General features: G+C 74.9%; 15 protein-coding genes. 6 read left to right on the top strand and 9 right to left on the bottom strand.

What is annotated here, in order from left to right:
- Positions 1-51 precede the first annotated feature (51 nt).
- Positions 52-435 carry a cold-shock protein gene (locus AB0Q99_RS33260; protein WP_363577812.1) on the top strand — a complete coding sequence of 128 codons (384 nt, stop codon included), beginning with the start codon at positions 52-54 and terminating at the stop codon, positions 433-435.
- Between the two features lie 19 nt (positions 436-454).
- Here the strand turns inward: AB0Q99_RS33260 and AB0Q99_RS33255 are convergent, their stop codons facing one another.
- From AB0Q99_RS33255 to AB0Q99_RS33240, 4 genes are all read right to left on the bottom strand, one after another.
- Entirely contained in the window at positions 455-1,309 is an 855-nt protein-coding gene (locus tag AB0Q99_RS33255) for a 1,4-dihydroxy-6-naphthoate synthase (protein ID WP_363577810.1), read from the bottom strand.
- Positions 1,302-2,132 carry a futalosine hydrolase gene (locus AB0Q99_RS33250; protein ID WP_363577809.1) on the bottom strand — a complete coding sequence of 277 codons (831 nt, stop codon included), beginning with the start codon at positions 2,130-2,132 and terminating at the stop codon, positions 1,302-1,304. Before AB0Q99_RS33250 ends, AB0Q99_RS33255 begins: the two co-directional genes overlap by 8 nt.
- A 10-nt stretch (positions 2,133-2,142) precedes the next feature.
- Positions 2,143-2,673 (bottom strand): hypothetical protein, encoded by a 531-nt coding sequence (locus AB0Q99_RS33245; protein WP_363577807.1) that lies wholly within the window; start codon positions 2,671-2,673, stop codon positions 2,143-2,145.
- Positions 2,674-2,748: 75 nt separating this feature from the next.
- Entirely contained in the window at positions 2,749-4,101 is a 1,353-nt protein-coding gene (locus tag AB0Q99_RS33240; protein WP_363577865.1) for an MFS transporter, read from the bottom strand.
- Between the two features lie 662 nt (positions 4,102-4,763).
- Between AB0Q99_RS33240 and AB0Q99_RS33235 the strand changes: the two genes are divergently transcribed.
- Positions 4,764-5,645, top strand: coding sequence for a DUF3027 domain-containing protein (locus AB0Q99_RS33235; protein ID WP_363577805.1), 882 nt, complete (start codon positions 4,764-4,766; stop codon positions 5,643-5,645).
- A 209-nt stretch (positions 5,646-5,854) separates the two neighbouring features.
- Entirely contained in the window at positions 5,855-9,151 is a 3,297-nt protein-coding gene (locus tag AB0Q99_RS33230; RefSeq protein WP_363577803.1) for a molecular chaperone Hsp90, read from the top strand.
- A 52-nt stretch (positions 9,152-9,203) separates the two neighbouring features.
- On the opposite strand, the gene AB0Q99_RS33225 is transcribed toward AB0Q99_RS33230, so the two are convergent.
- The 3 genes from AB0Q99_RS33225 to AB0Q99_RS33215 all read right to left on the bottom strand — a co-directional run bounded on the left by AB0Q99_RS33225 (position 9,204) and on the right by AB0Q99_RS33215 (position 12,489).
- Positions 9,204-9,413: a hypothetical protein gene (locus AB0Q99_RS33225; RefSeq protein ID WP_363577801.1), complete on the bottom strand. Its 210-nt coding sequence runs from the start codon at positions 9,411-9,413 to the stop codon at positions 9,204-9,206.
- 96 nt (positions 9,414-9,509) lie between these two features.
- The gene (locus AB0Q99_RS33220; protein WP_363577799.1) at positions 9,510-12,134 is read right to left on the bottom strand and encodes an HAD-IC family P-type ATPase; all 2,625 of its coding nucleotides are present in this window, start codon (positions 12,132-12,134) and stop codon (positions 9,510-9,512) included.
- Between the two features lie 52 nt (positions 12,135-12,186).
- Complete coding sequence (locus AB0Q99_RS33215; protein WP_363577797.1) at positions 12,187-12,489, bottom strand: DUF2530 domain-containing protein; 303 nt, start codon at positions 12,487-12,489, stop codon at positions 12,187-12,189.
- Positions 12,490-12,707: 218 nt separating this feature from the next.
- On the opposite strand from AB0Q99_RS33215, the gene AB0Q99_RS33210 reads away from it, so the two are divergent.
- Positions 12,708-14,168, top strand: coding sequence for an NCS2 family permease (locus AB0Q99_RS33210; protein ID WP_363577795.1), 1,461 nt, complete (start codon positions 12,708-12,710; stop codon positions 14,166-14,168).
- A 147-nt stretch (positions 14,169-14,315) separates the two neighbouring features.
- Here AB0Q99_RS33210 and AB0Q99_RS33205 read toward each other — a convergent pair whose 3' ends face one another.
- Positions 14,316-14,765, bottom strand: coding sequence for a VOC family protein (locus AB0Q99_RS33205; RefSeq protein ID WP_363577793.1), 450 nt, complete (start codon positions 14,763-14,765; stop codon positions 14,316-14,318).
- A 175-nt stretch (positions 14,766-14,940) separates the two neighbouring features.
- Between AB0Q99_RS33205 and AB0Q99_RS33200 the strand changes: the two genes are divergently transcribed.
- A complete protein-coding gene (locus tag AB0Q99_RS33200) occupies positions 14,941-15,864 on the top strand; it encodes a DUF4231 domain-containing protein (protein ID WP_363577791.1) in 924 nt (307 codons plus the stop codon).
- 59 nt (positions 15,865-15,923) lie between these two features.
- On the opposite strand, the gene AB0Q99_RS33195 is transcribed toward AB0Q99_RS33200, so the two are convergent.
- The gene (locus AB0Q99_RS33195) at positions 15,924-16,373 is read right to left on the bottom strand and encodes a VOC family protein (RefSeq protein ID WP_363577789.1); all 450 of its coding nucleotides are present in this window, start codon (positions 16,371-16,373) and stop codon (positions 15,924-15,926) included.
- Between the two features lie 124 nt (positions 16,374-16,497).
- Between AB0Q99_RS33195 and AB0Q99_RS33190 the strand changes: the two genes are divergently transcribed.
- On the top strand, positions 16,498-16,932 hold the full coding sequence (locus AB0Q99_RS33190) for a MarR family transcriptional regulator (RefSeq protein WP_360239300.1): 435 nt from the start codon (positions 16,498-16,500) through the stop codon (positions 16,930-16,932).
- Positions 16,933-17,028 lie beyond the last annotated feature (96 nt).

The raw sequence follows: 17,028 nt of genomic DNA, 5'->3' as shown, positions 1-17,028 counted from the left end.
GATCCCCGGCCAGGGCCGGGATCCCTCACACCCATTCGAGGACTGTTCGAGATGCCCACCGGCCAGGTCAAGTGGTTCAACGAGACTAAGGGCTTCGGCTTCCTGTCGCGCGATGACGGCGGTGACGTCTTCGTCCACACCAAGGCGCTGCCCGCCGGTGTCACCGTGCTGAAGCCGGGCCAGCGGGTCGAGTTCGGCGTGGTCGCCGGGCACCGCGGCGACCAGGCGATGGCCGTGCAGCTGCTGGAGGCACTGCCCTCGGTGGCCGCCGCCCAGCGCAAGAGCGCCGACGACATGGCCCCGATCGTCCAGGACCTGATCACCACCCTGGACGCGGTGCTGCCCGGCCTCCAGCGCGGCCGCTACCCGGCCAAGCCGACCGGCCAGAAGCTGGCCGCCCTGCTGCGCGCGGTGGCCGACCAGTTCGACGTGTAGGCCGCGGGCGGGGCCGGCGCTAGCCGAACGCGAGCGCACCCGGGTCGAGCGGGGGCACCAGCCCCTCCGCGGCGGCCCGGGTGAGCAGGGCGCGGACGGCCGCGTAGCCCTCCTCGCCGAGGTCCTCGGTGAACTCGGTGACGTACAGCCCGATGTGCTGCTCCGCGACGCTCAGGTCCATCTCCTGGGCGTGCGCCAGTACGTACCCGCGGCTCGCCTCCGGGTCCGCCCAGGCCTGCCGGACGGAGGCGCGGACGGCGTCGGTGATCGCCCGCAGCCGCTCGGCGCCGAGCGAGCGCCTGGCGACGATCGCGCCCAGCGGGATCGGCAGGCCGGTCTCCCGCTCCCAGGCCTCGCCCATGTCGGCGAGGCTGTGCAGGCCGTACTGCCGGTAGGTGAAGCGGGCCTCGTGGATCACCAGGCCGGCGTCCACCCGCCCGTCCCGGACGGCGGGCATGATCTCGTGGAACGGCAGGACGACGATCTCGCCGAAGCCGCCCGGCACCGCCCGGGCCGCCCAGAGCCGGAACAGCAGGTACGCGGTGGAGCGCTCGGAGGGCACCGCGACGGTCTTCCCGGCGAGGTCCGCGGGGGATCCGACGCCCGGCAGGGTGAGCACCAGCGGGCCGCAGCCGCGCCCGAGCGCACCGCCGCAGGGCAGCAGGGTGTACTCGTCCAGGACCCACGGCAGCGCGCCGTAGCTGATCTTCAGGACGTCCAGCTCGCCGCGCTCGGCCAGGCCGTTGGTGACGTCGATGTCGGCGAAGGTCACCTCGGGGGCGTCCGCCCCGGGCACCAGGCCGTGCGCCCAGGCGTGGAACACGAAGGTGTCGTTCGGGCAGGGCGAGTACGCGATGCTCAGCCGTTCAGCCACGGCCGGCCTCCTCGATCGGTTCGGGCCGCGCGGCCGGTTCGTGTCGTGCACTCGGCTCGCGCCGTGCGGCCGGTTCGTGCCCCGCGGCCAGTTCGTGGACGGGCAGTGCGGCGAAGGCCCGCTCCAGGGCGGCCAGCGCCTCGCCGATCCGCCAGGCGGCCCGGTCGCGCGGGCCCACCGGGTTGGACACCGTGCGCAGTTCGAGGACCGGCACGCCGTACCGGGCGGCGGCCTCGGCCACGCCGAAGCCCTCCATCGCCTCGGCGGCGGCGCCCGGGTGGCGGGCGGCCAGCACGGCGGCCCGCTCGGCGCTGCCGGTGACGGTGGAGACGGTCAGCACCGGGCCGGTGACGGTGCCCGGGCCGGCCAGTGCCTGCGCGACGAGCGCGACGACGGCCGGGGGCGGGGTGTGCCGGACGGTGCCGAAGCCCAGCTCGGTGACGTCGGCGAAGCCCTCGGGGGTCTGCGCGCCGAGGTCCGCGGCCACGATGGCATCGGCCACCACGGTGGCGCCGACCGGGGCGTGCGGGGCGAAGCCGCCGGCGATCCCGGCCGAGACGGCCAGCGCGTACGGGCGGGCGGCCAGCGCGGCGGAGGCGGCGGCCGCGGCGGCGGCCGGGCCGACCCCGGCGGCCAGCACGTCCACCGGAGCGCCCTGGGCCCGGTGCAGCGTGCCGCCGGGCAGCGGGCGGGCGGTGGCCTCGCCGGGCAGGCCGCGCAGCACCGCCTCGGCCTCGGCGGCCACCGCGACGACGACGAGCAGCCGGGCCCGCGCGGGGCCCGACTGCTCCTGGTCGCCGTCGGCGACGGCGTGCGCGGTCATCGCGGGACCGTCAGCTGTCCTGGGTGTTCAGCTGGAAGTACCAGACGGCGGTCGGGTTGTCCGAGTTCTTGTCGCCCTCGACCACGGTGACCAGGGTCTTGCCGCTGGCGTTGAGCACCTTGTTCGCCTGCTGGGCACCCGACCAGGTCGGGCCCTTGGCGTACGCGGACAGGCTGGTGCGCCCGCCGCTGCTGGACGCGCCGCCGTTGGTGAACGCCCACCAGCCGGACTTGGCCACGTTCGGGGAGACCCCGACGCCGACCTGGTCGCTCGCCACCACGTCCATGGTGGGCAGGGTGCCGTTCTTGAGCGCCTCGGTGGCCTTGTCCTGGCACTCCTGCTGGAGGTCCTCGGTGATCGCGCTGCCGTTGTTCCAGCACAGCGGCTCCGCGGCGACCGAGGAGTTGCCGACCGTGAGGGTGGCCTGGTGGGAGATGGGCACGGTCTGGCCGGCGGCGATGGCGACGGAGGTGCCCACCGTGGCGGCGCCGACCACGACGACGGCGCCGAGGGCGGCGATGGCACGGGAATTGAGGCTCATGGGTCAGAATCTACCGGGCCTGGCCGATCACGCTACGCGGGGGTCGGCCACCGCGTGTTGCCACACCGCGCCGGGTCATGCGACCCGGGGCGCCGCCGAGTGCCGGCGCAGGCCCACCCGGTAGAGCGAGTGGAACGTCCACAGCAGCACCAGGCCGACCACCGCGGCGGCGACCGACAGGCCCAGCTTCCCGTTCAGCGGCAGCAGGATGCCGACCGCTCCGCCGGCCACCCAGCACAGCTGCATCAGCGTCTCCGACCGGGCGAAGGCCGAGGTCCGCACCGCCTCCGGGACGTCCCGCTGGATCAGCGCGTCCAGCGCCAGCTTGCCCAGCGAGGCCGCCATCCCGGCGACGCCCGCGACCAGGACGACCGTCACGACGCCGTACCAGAGCGCGGCCGCCGCCGTCGCGCAGGTCGCCAGCAGCAGCATCGCGGTGACCGTCGTCTCCGGGCCGCGGGTGCGCAGCCAGGAGCCGAGCACCGAGCCGAGCGCGTTGCCCGTCCCCGCCGCCAGCGCCACCAGGCCCAGCGCCAGCGTCGGTTGCAGGCCGCCGATCGGCTCCTCCCGCAGCAGGAAGGCCAGGAACATCACCAGGAAGCCGACCAGCCACTTCATCGCCGACATCGCCCGCAGGGCCAGGATCACCGACGGGCCGACGGTGCGCAGCGAGGCCTTGACCGGAGGCGGCTTGTGGTGGATCAGGTGCGAGCCCTCGCCGTGCACCTCGGCGTGCAGGACGGCGCGCTGCTCGCCCTTGGCCGAGTCCACCTTGTGCGGCAGGTGGAAGGCCATCAGGGTGCCGATCACGAACACCAGGAAGGCGCCGCGCAGCGGCCAGCCCGGGCCGATCAGGTGCAGCAGCCCGCCCACCCCGGCCGCCACGCCGGTGGCCAGCAGCCCGGCCAGGGTGACCCGGGAGTTCGCCTTCACCAGGGAGAGCCGGCTCGGCAGGAGCCGGGGCACCACGACGCTGCGCACCACCCCGTACGCCTTGGAGGCCACCAGCACGCCGAGCGCCTCCGGGTAGAGCGCGATGCCGCCGCCGGTGATCACCCCGGCCATCGTCCAGGCCAGCACCGCCCGCGCCAGCATCGACATCGCCATGGCGGCCCGGCGGCCGTGCGGCAGGCGGTCCAGCAGCGGGCCGATCACCGGGGCCAGCAGGGCGAACGGGGCCATCGTGATCAGCAGGTAGAGCGCGACCCGGCCGCGGGCCTCGCCGGTCGGCACCGAGAAGAAGATGGTGGAGGCCAGCGCGATGGTGATCAGCATGTCGCCGAAGGAGTTGATCGCGTGCAGCTCGATCAGCTTGGCCAGGCCGGACTCGCCCGCGCCCTCGGCGGCGGTGGCCCGGCGGATCCGGCGGCCGGTGCCGTGCACCACCTTGCCGGTGCCGGCGCCGGCGGCGGAGGCGGTGCGGATCAGGAAGTGCCGGCGGGGCTCGGGGACCTCGCCCTCCTCCTCCAGGTCCTCGTCGAGGGCGGCGAGGTGGCGGGCGTGCGGTCCGTCCGGCCGGGGGACCCCGTCGGCGGGTGCGGACACGGGTGCAGACACGGACGTGGGTGCGGGTGCGGGCGTGGCGGCCGGGGCGGCGGAGGTGGCGTCCCGGGCCGGCTTGACCAGGCTCACCGGGGCGGCGGACGCCTCGGCTCCGCCCGCCGGCTGCGGTTCGTCCGCGCCGGGGACCGGGGGCTGCTGTCGCGGCACAGCGTTCGCCTCGTCGGGGCTGCCGGCCTGCGAGGGGCGCAGTGCGTGCTGCGACGGGTTGTCGTCCGCCACAAGCCCATCCTGCCCCAGATTCGCCGCGCCGACGCGGGAATGCGCTCCGCTCGGCGCGGCCGTTCCGGGTCCGTGGAACGTCCGCGTCCGCCCCGGACTGTGCCGGGGCGGCGGGCGGCGGGTAGCCTGCCCAAAGTCCGCCCGCCGGGACGCCGGGGCGCCGGCAGGCCGGTCGAGCGGCGCGGCCGGTACCCGAGGGGGCCTCCGGTCGCGCAGAATGGATGAGGGACTACCAAGCCGCGACGGAACAGGCAACACGCCGTGGGCGACAGAAGAACTGGGAGAGAATCGACGCCGTGAGTGCTGCGATGCGAAGCCGTACCCCCGACCGGCTCTGTGCCGAGGCCGTCGAACTCGCCCGTCAGGCCGCCGAGGAGGCCGTCGGGCCGGAGGCCGTCGGGCCGCACCTCGGCGTCCAGGCGGACGCCGACCGCGTCGTCACCCACACCTTCGAGTGCCTGGACGCCGCCTACCGCGGCTGGCACTGGGCGGTCACCGTCGCCCGCGCCCCGCGCGCCAAGAACATCACGCTGGACGAGGTCGTGCTGCTGCCCGGCCCCGACGCCGTCCTCGCCCCGCAGTGGGTGCCGTGGAGCGAGCGGCTGCGCCCCGGCGACATGGGCCCCGGCGACCTGCTGCCGACCGGTGCCGACGACCTTCGGCTGGAGCCCGGCTGGACCGGCGAGGACGAGCCCGCGCCGAACTCCGCGGTCGCCCTCGCGGACGACGAGGACCTGGTCGTCACCGACCCGCACGTCCAGCCCGCCCCGGCCCGCGCCCGGATCAACGCCGTCGCCGAGGAGCTCGGCCTGGGCCGCAGCCGGGTGCTCTCCCGGCTCGGCCTGCACCTGGCCGCCGAGCGCTGGGAGCAGGCCCACGGCCCGCAGACCCCGATGGCGCAGGCCGCCCCGGCCTCCTGCGGGAGCTGTGGTTTCCTGGTCCCGATCGGCGGCTCGCTCGGGCAGGCCTTCGGCGTGTGCGGCAACGAGTTCGGCCCGGCCGACGGCCGGATCGTCTCCTTCGCGTACGGCTGCGGCGGGCACTCCGAGGCGGCCGTCATCCCGGCCCCGCCGGCGCCGTCCGAGCTGATCCTGGACGAGCTGGTGGTCGAGCCGTTGCAGCTCCACCCGGACCGCACCTCCGGCTCGGTCGAGCCCGACGCCCCGGCCGAGGAGCTCGGCCACTCCTGAGGCCGCCGCGCGCAGGCCGCACGCAGGCCGCGCTCCGCCGCACGGCCCGCCCCGGTGACGCTCCGGGGCGGGCCGTCGGCGTTCCCGGCCGTTTGCGCCGCCGGTGGGGCGTTTGTCGCGCGGCCCGGCGGGGGCCGTGGTCGGAAGCAGTCGGTGGGGCAGGGAAGAATGCCCTACGACGTACAGGGCGGCGGAAGGCGGCAGGTCCCGTGGAACCTCGGATCATCGGCAGCGGCACGGACGAGCACCTCGCGGACCCCTTCGGGAGCGCCGCGCTGCGGCGGCGGGTGCTGGACGCCTGGGCCGCCTCGCCGGCCCGGTTCCGGGAGGACGCCAACGCCGAGGAGGAGCTCGCGCTCGGCGGCTACCGGGACCGCCTGGTGGTCGAGTTGGCGCAGAACGCGGCCGACGCGGCGGTCCGTGCCGGGCGCGGCCCCGGGCGGCTGCGGCTGACCCTCGCCGACGGCGTGCTCGCCGCCGCCAACACCGGCGCCCCGCTGGACGCGGCCGCCGTCGAGTCGCTGTCCACCCTGCGGGCCTCCTCCAAGCGCGGCGAGCAGCCCGCCGTCGGCCGGTTCGGGGTCGGCTTCGCCGCCGTCCTCGCGGTCACCGACGAGCCCGCCGTGCTGAGCGCCACCGGCGGGGTGCGCTGGTCGCTCGGCGAGGCCAGGTCGCTCGCCGAGGCGCAGCCCGCGCTGACCGACGAACTGCGCCGCCGGGACGGCCACGTGCCGCTGCTGCGGCTGCCGTTCGCGGCCGAGGGCCCGGCTCCCGAGGGCTACGACACGGTGGTCGTGCTGCCGATGCGGGACGCCGCCGCCGAGGACCTGACCCGCCGTCTGCTGGCCGGGATCGACGACGCGCTGCTGCTCACCCTGCCCGGCCTCGCCGAGGTCGTGGTGGAGACCCCGGACGGCACCCGGACGCTCACCCGGGTCGCGGCCGAGACCCGCCCGGACGGCGTCACCGAGGTCACCGTCACCGACGACGCGGGCGGCCGGCTGCGGCAGACGGTCTGGCAGACCGCCGGCGCCTCCGGCGGCCTGGACGCCGGCCTGCTGGTCGACCGGCCCACCGAGGAGCGCGCCCGCCCGTACTGGACGGTGACCTGGGCCGTCCCGGTCGGTCCGGACGGCGTCCCGCAGCAGCCCGGCATCGCGTCCGTGCTGCACGCGCCGACCCCCAGCGACGAGCCGATCGGCCTGCCCGCGCTGCTGATCGCCTCCTACCCGCTGGACTCCACCCGTCGGCACGTCGCGCCCGGCCCGCTGGCCGACTTCCTCACCGAGCGCGCCGCCGACAGCTACGCCGACCTGCTGCGCGCCCGCGGCGCCGACCTCGGCTCGCTCGGTCTCGTCCCCGGGCCGCTCGGCCGGGGCGCGCTGGACAACGCGCTGCGCGCGGCGGTGCTGTCCCGGCTGCCCGAGACGCCGTTCCTGCCGCACCCGGCGCCGGTCGAGGAGGGCACGCCCGCGCTGCGGCCCCGGGACGCGACGCTGCTGGAGGGCGCGGACGGCTCGGTGGTCGAGGCGCTCGCGCCGATCTTCCCCGGGCTGCTGCCGGCCGGTCTGGAGCGCCGCACCGAGCTGCGGGTGCTCGACGTGCGCCGGGTGCCGCTGGCCGAGGTGGTGGACCAGCTCGGCGGCCTGGACCGGGAGCCCGGCTGGTGGCGCAACCTGTACGCGGCGCTCGGCGGGGCGGACCCGGAGGCGCTCGGCGCGCTGCCCGTGCCGCTCGCGGACGGCCGGACGGTGACCGGGCCGCGGCGCGTCCTGCTGCCCTCCGGGGACGACGACTGGGCGGCCTTCCCCGGCTACCCCGAGTCGCTGGCCGGCGCCCTGGCCGCGCTGGACCTGCGACTGGCCCACCCCGAGGCCGTCCACCCGCTGCTGGCCAAGCTCGGCGCGGGCACCGCCACCCCGGCCGGGGTGCTGGACACCCCCGAGGTGCGGGCCGCCGTCGCCCGCTCCTACGAGCTGGCCGAGGACGACCTGGACACGGCCCTCGAACTCGCCGACGCCGTCCTGGCGTTGGTGAAGGCCGCCGCCCCGGAGCCCGGCGCGCACCCCTGGCTGGCCCGGCTGGCGCTGCTGGACGACGAGGGCGAGCCGGCCCGCGCGGGCGAACTGGTGCTGCCCGGCAGCCCGTTCGCCGCGCTCGCGCGCGAGGAGGACGCCGGCTGGGTGGACGACGAGCTGCTGGAGCGCTGGGGGCCCGAGGTGCTCACGGCCGTCGGCGTGCTGGCGGACTTCGTGCTGGTGCGCGCCGAGGACGTGGTGCTCGACCCGGACGACCTGGAGCGGCTCGACCCCACCGCCCCGGCCGACCGGGCGGCCGGCGGTCACCCCACCGGACTGCTGGACGAGGCGCCGGACGGGCTCGCCGACTGGGCCGAGGACGCGTTGGAGGCCCTGCAGGCCGACGAGGCGGTCGGCGTCCCGCCGGTGGCCGCCGAGCTGCTGGCCGTGCGCGACCTCGACCTGGTGGACGACGACGCCTGGCCCGAGGCGCTCGCCGCGCTGGCCCGCCCGCCGTACCGGGACGCCGTGGTCGGCCCGGTGCGCACCCTGCTGCCGGACGGCACCTACGCCGATCTGCCGCCGTACACCGCGTGGTGGCTGCGCGACCACCCGGTGCTGGCGGGCCGCGAGCCCGCCGGGCTGCGCGCCGCCGGGGCCGACCCGCTGCTGCGCGGCCTCTACGAGGAGGCGCGGACCACCCTGGACGACCAGTTCCTGCACGCGCTCGGGGTGCGCACCACGCTCGCCGCGCTGCTCGCCGAGCCGCACGGGCCGGACGAGGTGCTGGACCGGATGACCGACCCGGCCGTCGAGGTCGGGCACCGCCAACTGCACGGCCTGCACAGCGCGTTGGCCCGGGTGGAGCGCGAGCGGATCGAAGCGCTGGACGTGGTGCGGGCGCTGCCGCCGCTGGACCCGGCCACCGGGCGCCGGCCGGCCCACACCGTGGTGGTGGACGCCACCGAGGCGGTCGTCGCCGACGCCCCCGACCTGGTCCAGCTGCTGCACCCGTACCCGCTGCTGCCGGTCGCCCCGGCGCTCGCGGCCGACCTCGCCGAGCGGCTGCACGTCTCGCTGGCCAGCGAGGTGGCCGGTGGCCGGGTGCTCTCCGAGGGCGTGCTGCACCGCGTCCCGGCCGTGGTGCGCGAGCTGCTGCCCGGCTGCCCGGTCGCGTACGAGGAGCACGAGGAGCTGCTGGTCGTCGGGCCGGACGGCGGCGAGGCCGCGGTGGACTGGCGGTGGGACCCGGGAGCGGACGCCCCGGAGCCGCCGTACGACCCGGAGCAGGCCGAGGCCGGCGACGAGGACGACGAGTTCGAGGTCCCGCCGGTGCCCGGCCTGCTGCACGCGGCCACCCCGGAGGGCCTCGCGGCCGGGCTTGCCTGGTCGGTCGGGCAGTGGCACCGGCGCTTCGAGGTGCTGGCCGCGCTCAGCGAGCCGGACCGGGCGTACGAGCTGTCGGCGGCCCGGGACTTCGAGGGCTGAGCGGCGGCGGGCGGGGCCGGCGGGGCTCGGTGGGCGCGGGGGCCGGCCGGGCTCAGCGGGCGCGCGTCCGGAGGCGGCCGTAGACGGTGACGGCGACGGTCAGCCAGACCGCGCCCAGGGTCACCAGCGCGGCGCTCCGCAGCGCGGGTGTCGGTCTGATCGCCAGGCCGACGCCCGCCATCGCCAGCGCCGTCAGCCCGACCGCCAGCAGTCCGCCCAGGAAGGCGATGAACGCCTCCAACTCCCCACCCCTGCGCTCCATTCGGCACCCCCTCCCGGAGGCCATCATCGGGCCTCGGCGCGGGGTCTGTCACTCAGGCCGGGGCGCGTGTCACCCCGGGCGGCTCACCGGGGCCGCTCACTCCAGGCCGCTGCGCTTCAGGTAACGCCAGGTGATCTCCAGGGCGATGCCGCAGACCACCGCGATGGCGACGCCCACCAGCGGGTCGCGGACCCCGACCAGGGAGAGCTCGAAGAAGTCGGACAGCGGCGGCACCACCAGGACCAGGGCGAACGCCCCGCACATGCTGCCGATCAGCAGCAGCCGCCACCAGCTGTACGGACGGGCGACGATGGCGAGGACCCAGATGGCGATCAGGAACAGCGTCAGGGTGGCGACGCTGGTGTCGGCCTTGAGGTCGGTCGCGTGGTCGGTGCGGGCGAACGTGTAGGCGACGAAGGTGCCCGTCCCGGCGATGACGCCGGCCGGGATGGCGAGCCGCAGCACCCGTTTCACGAAGCCGGTGCGGGCCCGCTCGTTGTTGGGGGCGAGGGCCAGGAAGAAGGCCGGGATGCCGATGGTCAGCGAGGACAGCACGGTGGAGTGGCGGGGCAGGAACGGGTACGGCGAGTGGGTGAAGATCACCAGCAGCGCCAGGAGCACCGAGTAGACCGTCTTCACCAGGAACAGCGAGGCGACCCGCTCGATGTTGCCGATCACCCGGCGGCCCTCGGCGACCACCGACGGCAGGGTCGCGAAGGAGTCGTTCAGCAGCACGATCTGGGCGACCGCCTTGGTGGCGTCGGAACCGGTGCCCATCGCCACGCCGATGTCGGCGTCCTTGAGCGCCAGCACGTCGTTGACGCCGTCGCCGGTCATCGCCACGGTATGGCCGCGGGACTGCAGCGCCCCGACCAGCAGGCGCTTCTGCTGCGGGGTGACCCGGCCGAACACGCTGGTCCGGTCGGCGGTCTCGGCGAGCTCCGCGGGGTCGGTGGGCAGGGTGCGGGCGTCCAGCGGGTGGTCGGCACCGGGCAGGCCCAGGTGACCGGCCACCGCGCCGACCGAGACCGCCGCGTCGCCCGAGATGACCTTGGCCCGGACCCGCTGGCCCTCGAAGTACCGCAGGGTCTCGGCGGCGTCGCCGCGCAGCCGCTGCTGCAGCACCACCAGCGCGAGCGGGACGAGGCCGGCCGCCGGGTCCGGGGAGTCCAGCGGGACGGGCGTCCGGCCCAGCAGCAGCACCCGCAGGCCCTTCGCGCCCAGCTCGTCCACCTCGGCCAGCGCCGGGTGCCCGGCGGGCAGCAGCACGTCGGGGGCGCCGAGCAGCCAGCTGGCCTCGCCGCCCTGCGGCTCCAGCAGTTGCACGCCGCTCCACTTGCGGGCGGAGGAGAAGGGCATCGCTTCGATCACCCGCCAGCCCGCCGCAGGCCGCGCGGGCTGGCGGGTGATCGAAGCGTCGCCCGCGCCCGGGGCTGACGATCCGCCCGGTGATCCGCCCGGTGATCCGCTCGGTGATCCGTCCGGTGATCCGTCCGGTGATCCGTCCGGTGATCCGTCCGGTGATCCGTCCGAGGAGTCGCTCGGCGGGAGGGCCGGTGCGCCGCCGCCGTCGCCGCGCCCGTACGCGTCGATGACCGCCTGCATGGACGGGTTGGGGCGGGCGTCGGCGCCGGCCATCACGGCGAGCGCGTGCTTGACGGTGTCCGGGTCGACGGCGTCGGCCTCCCCGTCGGAGAGCATCCGCAGGTCGATCACGTCCATGCCGCCCTCGGTGAGGGTGCCGGTCTTGTCCAGGCAGACGGTGTCGACCCGGGCCAGGCCCTCGATCGCCGGGAGCTCCTGGACCAGGCACTGCTTGCGGCCGAGCCGGATCACGCCGATCGCGAAGGCCACCGAGGTCAGCAGCACCAGCCCCTCGGGGACCATCGGGACGATGCCGGCCACCATCCGCCGCACGGCCTCGCGCCAGTCCCGGCCCTCGACGGCCAGCTGGCTGATGATCAGACCGATCGCGGTGGGGATCAGCAGGTACGTGATGAACCGCAGGATGCTGTCGATGCCGCTGCGCAGCTCCGACTTCACCAGGGTGAACTTGCTGGCCTCCTCGGCGAGCTGGGCCGCGTAGGCCTCGCGGCCGACCTTGGTGGCGGTGAACGCGCCCGCGCCGGCCACCACGAAGCTGCCGGACATCACCTGGTCGCCGGGCTGCTTGAGGACGGGGTCGGGCTCGCCGGTCAGCAGCGACTCGTCGACCTCCAGGCCGTCCGCCTCGGTGACCTCGCCGTCCACGATCACCTTGTCGCCGATGCCGAGCAGCACGGTGTCGTCGAGGACGATCTCGGAGACGCCGATCTGCTGGACGGCGCCGTCCCGGCGGACCTGCGGGCGGGCCTCGCCGATCAGGGCCAGACTGTCCAGGGTCTTCTTGGCGCGCAGCTCCTGGATGATGCCGATCGCCGTGTTGGCGACGATGACCAGGCCGAACAGGCCGTCCTGGATGGGGCCGACGACCAGGATGATCCCGAACATCACGCCGATGATCGCGTTGAAGCGGGTGAAGACGTTGGCCCGGACGATCTCCCGGGTGGAGCGGCTGGAGCGGACCGGGACGTCGTTGACCTGCCCCTGCGCGACCCGTTCGGCCACCTCGGCGACGGTCAGTCCGCCACGCCGGCCCGGCAGCAGCCCGAGGGGGTGGGCCCCGTCCGCGCGGTCTCCGCCGGTCGGGTGCTCTTCCGCTGGCTGGGCAGGCTGCGTCATGGCACCGACTCTACGGGCGCCTTATGCCCGGTGCGTGCTGCTGAAGGAGTGTTCAGTCCGACTGGGTGGCCGGGTCCTGACCGTTGTCGTCCGCCGTCCGCCCGGCCGCCTCGGCGGTTCGGCTGCGGGCGATCGCGTCCCGCCGGGCGCGGCAGTACCAGAGGCCGATCAGGCCGAGCAGGCCGCCGGAGAGGCAGATCCAGGGCCAGGTGCCGTGGCCGTGCTCGGAGAGCGTGCCCTGGAAGGGGAGCAGGGCGAGGAAGGCGACGAACCACAGCACCGTGCCGCCGCCGACGATGGCGACGTCGTTGGCCTCCAGGGGAGGGGGCGAGGGGTGCAGCGGCGTCTTGGGCATGGGGCCTAGCGTACGGTGCGGCGGGTGCCGGGCGTCCTCGCGGAGGTCCGGTACGGGCCGGGCGCGGGCTCCGGCGGGCCTCGGCCGCGACCCCGGCGGACTCTACGCGCGAAGATAGCGCGTGTGCGATCGGGAAACCATACTTAAAGGTCCGAGCCCGGCCACCGTCGCCCCGGGTGTCGACCCCCCTCCTCAGCTCCCCCACAGAGGACGCACGCATGCCTGTGGTCCAGCCGACCACCGAGTCGCCCGAACCCGCCGACGCCGCCCCCCAGCCCCCCGCCGGCGCGGTCGACCGCTACTTCCGGATCAGCGAGCGCGGCTCCACCCTGCCGCGCGAGATCCGCGGCGGTGTCGCCACGTTCTTCACCATGGCCTACATCCTGGTGCTCAACCCGATCATCCTGGCCAGCGCCACGGACCTGACCGGGGCTCACCTGGACAGCGCCCAGCTGGTCACCGCCACCGCCCTCACCGCGGGTCTCACCACCCTGCTGATGGGCGTGGTCGGCAACGTCCCGATCGGCCTGGCCGCCGGCCTCGGCGTCAACACCATCGTGGCGCTCCAGCTCGCCCCGAAGATGACCTGGCCGGACGCCATGGGCATGGTCGTGCTGGCCGGTTTCGCGATCATGCTGCTGGTCGCCACCGGTCTGCGCGAGCGGGTCATGAACGCCGTCCCGCTCGGCCTGCGCAAGGCCATCGCGATCGGTATCGGTCTGTTCATCAGCTTGGTCGGCCTGGTCGACTCCGGCTTCGTCAGCCGCATCCCGGACGCCGCGCACACCACCGTCCCGCTGCAGCTCGGCAGCAACGGGCACCTGCTCGGCTTCCCGGTCCTGGTCTTCGTCTTCGGCCTGCTGCTCACCCTGATCCTGGTGATCCGCAAGGTGCCCGGGGCGATCCTGATCAGCATCGCGGCCGCCACCCTGCTGGCCGTGGTGATCGACAAGGTGGCCGACGTCCCGGCGCTCAAGTGGGGCCTCACCGTTCCGACCTGGCCGGGCAACCCGGTCGCCGCGCCGGACTTCGGGCTGGTCGGCAAGGTCAGCCTGTTCGGCGGCTTCGAGAAGGTCGGCGTGCTGACCGGCGCGCTGTTCGTCTTCACCGTGCTGATGTCGTGCTTCTTCGACGCGATGGGCACCATCCTCGGCGTGGCCGACGAGGCCCACCTGCTGGACGCGAAGGGCGACCTGCCGGGGATCAACAGGATCCTGATGGTCGACGGCATCGCCACCGCGGCCGGTGGCGCCACCTCCGCCTCCGCCAACACCTGCTTCGTCGAGTCCACCGCCGGCGTCGGCGAGGGCGCCCGTACCGGCTTCGCCTCGATCGTCACCGGCCTGCTCTTCGTGGTGGCGCTCTTCCTCACCCCGCTCGCCACCATGGTCCCCGCCCAGGCCGCCACCCCGGCCCTGGTCACGGTCGGCTTCCTGATCCTGGCCAACTCGATCAAGGAGATCGACTGGGCCGACTACACGATCTCGATCCCGGCCTTCCTGACCATCGTGATGATGCCGTTCACCTACAGCATCACCAACGGCATCGGCTTCGGCTTCATCGCCTTCTGCGTGCTGCGCCTGGCCGTCGGCCGCGGCCGCAGCGTGCCGGTCCCGCTCTACGCGGTGGCGGCGGTGTTCGCCTTCTACTACCTGATGCCCGCCCTCGGTCTGCTCTGACGCCGTACGGCACCCGACGCCGTACGACCGCGCGGCCCCGTCCTCCCCGGTGTGGGAGGGCGGGGCCGCGCGGCGTTCCCGGTCGCGTTCCGGGCCCGGGACGCGGCCGCGTGCCCGATCGCGTTCCGGCCGTGTTCCGGGCCGGTCTCAGTGCACGCAGAACTCGTTGCCCTCGGGGTCCCGCATGACGGTCCACGTGCCGCCCGGCTCCTCGACGTCCCGCAGGACGGCGGCACCGAGCGCTTCGAGCCGGGTGACGGTGGCGGCGCGCGCGCCCGGGCCGGGGTGGACGTCCAGGTGCAGGCGGTTCTTGGCCTGCTTGGGCTCGGGGACGGCCTGGAAGAGGATGCGGCGGCCGAGGCCGGTGTCCGAGGCCGGGTCGTACGGGTCCTCGGGGTGCCGGACGGCGGCCAGCGCGCGCCAGGCGGGGTGGCCGTCCACCTCGGTGGTGGCGTCCGGGCCGACCGCACCGGCGGCGAGCAGCCGGGTGACCAGCGGGCCGTGGTCCTCCACCGCGTACTCCAGGGCGGCTGCCCAGAAGGCGGCCTGACGGTGCGGATCGGCGCAGTCGATGACGAGCTTCCAGTGCAGCGGCATGTAACCGTTTATATCGGTTACCTGACCCGGAGACAACGACCGGGTGATCAGGCGGCGGTCGCCGGGCGGTCGCCGGGCGACCGTCGACTGCCGGAAGGTGTCAAAAAGGCGCCTGTGTAGCCGAGTTGGCGGCGGGAATACTGGCTGGACGGAGAAGGGGGAGGGGACTCGACCGATGGTGCAACAGGATCCGCCCGGGGGCGTCGAGGCGCAGCTGCTGCCGGAGCTGTTCCGGACGGCGGACAACGCCTCGTTGGAGGGCCAGCGCGAGACGCTGCGCTGGTACCGCGGCCTGATCGCGATGCTGGTGGTCGCCGCGTTGATCGGGTCGTTCCCCGGCCCGGACCACGAGGGCGACTTCGACGTCTGGCCGCTGTTCTCGGTGGCCGCCTTCCTGGTGGCCGGCTACTTCTGGTCCCGGCTGCGCCGCAGCAACCCGCAGGGCCGCTGGTACGAGGCCCGGGCGGCGGCCGAGTCGGTCAAGACGCTGGCCTGGAAGTACACCGTCCGGGCCCGCCCGTTCGACGGCGAGGCGGAGTCCGCGGACGTCGACCGCGGCTACCTGCTGCAGGTCGAGGACGTGCTGCGGGCCTTCGAGGACCCGGAGATCGTGCCGCCCGACACCGTCGCCGAGATCACCCCGGAGATGCGGCGGCTGCGCGCCGAGAGCCTGACCGCCCGGCGCACCCTCTACCTGCGCACCCGGGTCGAGGGCCAGCGCACCTGGTACCGCTCCCGGGCGGAGTCCTGCGAGTCGCAGGCGGTCTCCTGGGGGCTCGGCATCGCGGTGCTGATCATCCTCGGTGCGGCCGCCGCCGTCGCCCAGGCCACCGGCGCGCTGCAGGTGCACATCTTCGGCGCCAGCTCGGCCGCGGCCGCGGCGATCATCGCCTGGACGCAGCTCAAGCAGCTCCGGCCGCTGGCCGCCGCCTACCAGCTGGCCGCGCGCGAGCTGGAGAACGTCGGCAACCAGCTCTCCGACCTGGACGTCAGGGCGCCGGACGCCGAGGTGCGCTGGGCCCGGCTGGCCGCCGAGGCGGAGGACGCCGTGTCCCGCGAGCACACCACCTGGCGGGCCCGCCGGGCGTTCCCGCGCTGAGGGCCGCTGCCCTGCTCCGGCCCGGCGCTGCTGGCCCGCTGCGGCCCGGAGCCGCTGCCCTACTCCAGCGGCGCTAGCCCGAACGGGTGGCCCGCCGGGTCGATCAGCACCTTGAGCGTGCGCCCGTGCTGGTACGCGGGCTGGGTCGCGCCGAGCGCGAGGGCCTTCGCGGTCGACTCCTCCAGGTCGTCCACGTAGAAGTCCAGGTGGAAGTGCTTGCTCCCGTCCGGCTCCGTCCACGGCTCCGGCCGGTACCCCTTCACCCGCCCGAAGCCCAGCGGGCTGCCGCCCTCGGGGTTGTCCAGGATCGCGAAGTGCTCGTCCACGTGCCGGGTCTCCCACCCCAGCAGCTCGCCGTAGAACGCCGCCAGCGCGACCGGGTCGGCGCAGTCGATGGTGACCATGGCGAGCCGGGCGAACCCGGTGTCGCCCGGTGCGCCCCGCTCGGCCGACGCGGACGGCGCGCCCTGCGAGGACGGTGCGGACTGCTCGGAGACGAGGTCGGACATGGCTGGTCGGCCCTTCTGGGAGTCGAGACCTGAGGCCCATCACCAATATGTCACCGGGCCGATGCTCCGGCGCGGCGGCGGGATCCCATTTTCCTTAGCGAGAGTAATGACGTAAGCTAAAGAGATGCCCGAGATGTCCGAGCAGGACCTCGCAGCGATCAGTCAGCTGCGGTCGTCCACGATGCGCCTCTCCCGACGACTCAAACACCAGCGGGTGGAAGAGTCGCTGAGTCCCACCGAGATGGGGGTGCTGGGCACCCTCGCCCGGTGCGGGAAGGCGACGCCGGGTGAGCTCGCCCGGAAGGAGCACGTACAGCCTCCTTCGATGACCAGGATCGTCGCGATGCTGGAGGAGAAGGGGCTGGTGCGGCGGGAGCCGCACCCCGAGGACCGCCGTCAGGTGGTCGTCAGCAGCACCGAGCAGGCCGAGACGATCCTCGCGGAGAGTCGTCGGCGCCGAAACGTCTGGCTCGCCGAGCTCGCCCAAGGGCTCGACGACGAGGAGTGGGCCGTCCTCCGGGAGGCCGCGCCCGTGCTCTACAAGCTCGCACACCTCTAGGCAGCCGATCTGCCGCCGGTGCAGGTCGGCGGGCGCCACCTCCCCCACCTCGGCCGGGTAGCGCTCGGCCAGGGCGACGGCGACCCGGACGGCGGC

The organism is Kitasatospora sp. NPDC086791, from assembly GCF_040685975.1.
In the GTDB taxonomy this organism is placed as follows: Bacteria; Actinomycetota; Actinomycetes; order Streptomycetales; family Streptomycetaceae; genus Kitasatospora.
Note: the sequence above shows the minus strand (reverse complement) of the source record. Positions and strands in the feature narration are given on the sequence as shown.

What these genes read in the sequence shown, in the direction of transcription:
- AB0Q99_RS33260 (WP_363577812.1), top strand. Translation starts at nt 52, where the DNA reads ATGCCCACCGGCCAGGTCAAGTGGTTCAACGAGACTAAGGGCTTCGGC.
- AB0Q99_RS33250 (WP_363577809.1), bottom strand. Translation starts at nt 2,132, where the DNA reads ATGACCGCGCACGCCGTCGCCGACGGCGACCAGGAGCAGTCGGGCCCC.
- AB0Q99_RS33245 (WP_363577807.1), bottom strand. Translation starts at nt 2,673, where the DNA reads ATGAGCCTCAATTCCCGTGCCATCGCCGCCCTCGGCGCCGTCGTCGTG.
- AB0Q99_RS33235 (WP_363577805.1), top strand. Translation starts at nt 4,764, where the DNA reads ATGCGAAGCCGTACCCCCGACCGGCTCTGTGCCGAGGCCGTCGAACTC.
- AB0Q99_RS33225 (WP_363577801.1), bottom strand. Translation starts at nt 9,413, where the DNA reads ATGGAGCGCAGGGGTGGGGAGTTGGAGGCGTTCATCGCCTTCCTGGGC.
- AB0Q99_RS33220 (WP_363577799.1), bottom strand. Translation starts at nt 12,134, where the DNA reads ATGACGCAGCCTGCCCAGCCAGCGGAAGAGCACCCGACCGGCGGAGAC.
- AB0Q99_RS33215 (WP_363577797.1), bottom strand. Translation starts at nt 12,489, where the DNA reads ATGCCCAAGACGCCGCTGCACCCCTCGCCCCCTCCCCTGGAGGCCAAC.
- AB0Q99_RS33210 (WP_363577795.1), top strand. Translation starts at nt 12,708, where the DNA reads ATGCCTGTGGTCCAGCCGACCACCGAGTCGCCCGAACCCGCCGACGCC.
- AB0Q99_RS33205 (WP_363577793.1), bottom strand. Translation starts at nt 14,765, where the DNA reads ATGCCGCTGCACTGGAAGCTCGTCATCGACTGCGCCGATCCGCACCGT.
- AB0Q99_RS33200 (WP_363577791.1), top strand. Translation starts at nt 14,941, where the DNA reads ATGGTGCAACAGGATCCGCCCGGGGGCGTCGAGGCGCAGCTGCTGCCG.
- AB0Q99_RS33195 (WP_363577789.1), bottom strand. Translation starts at nt 16,373, where the DNA reads ATGTCCGACCTCGTCTCCGAGCAGTCCGCACCGTCCTCGCAGGGCGCG.
- AB0Q99_RS33190 (WP_360239300.1), top strand. Translation starts at nt 16,498, where the DNA reads ATGCCCGAGATGTCCGAGCAGGACCTCGCAGCGATCAGTCAGCTGCGG.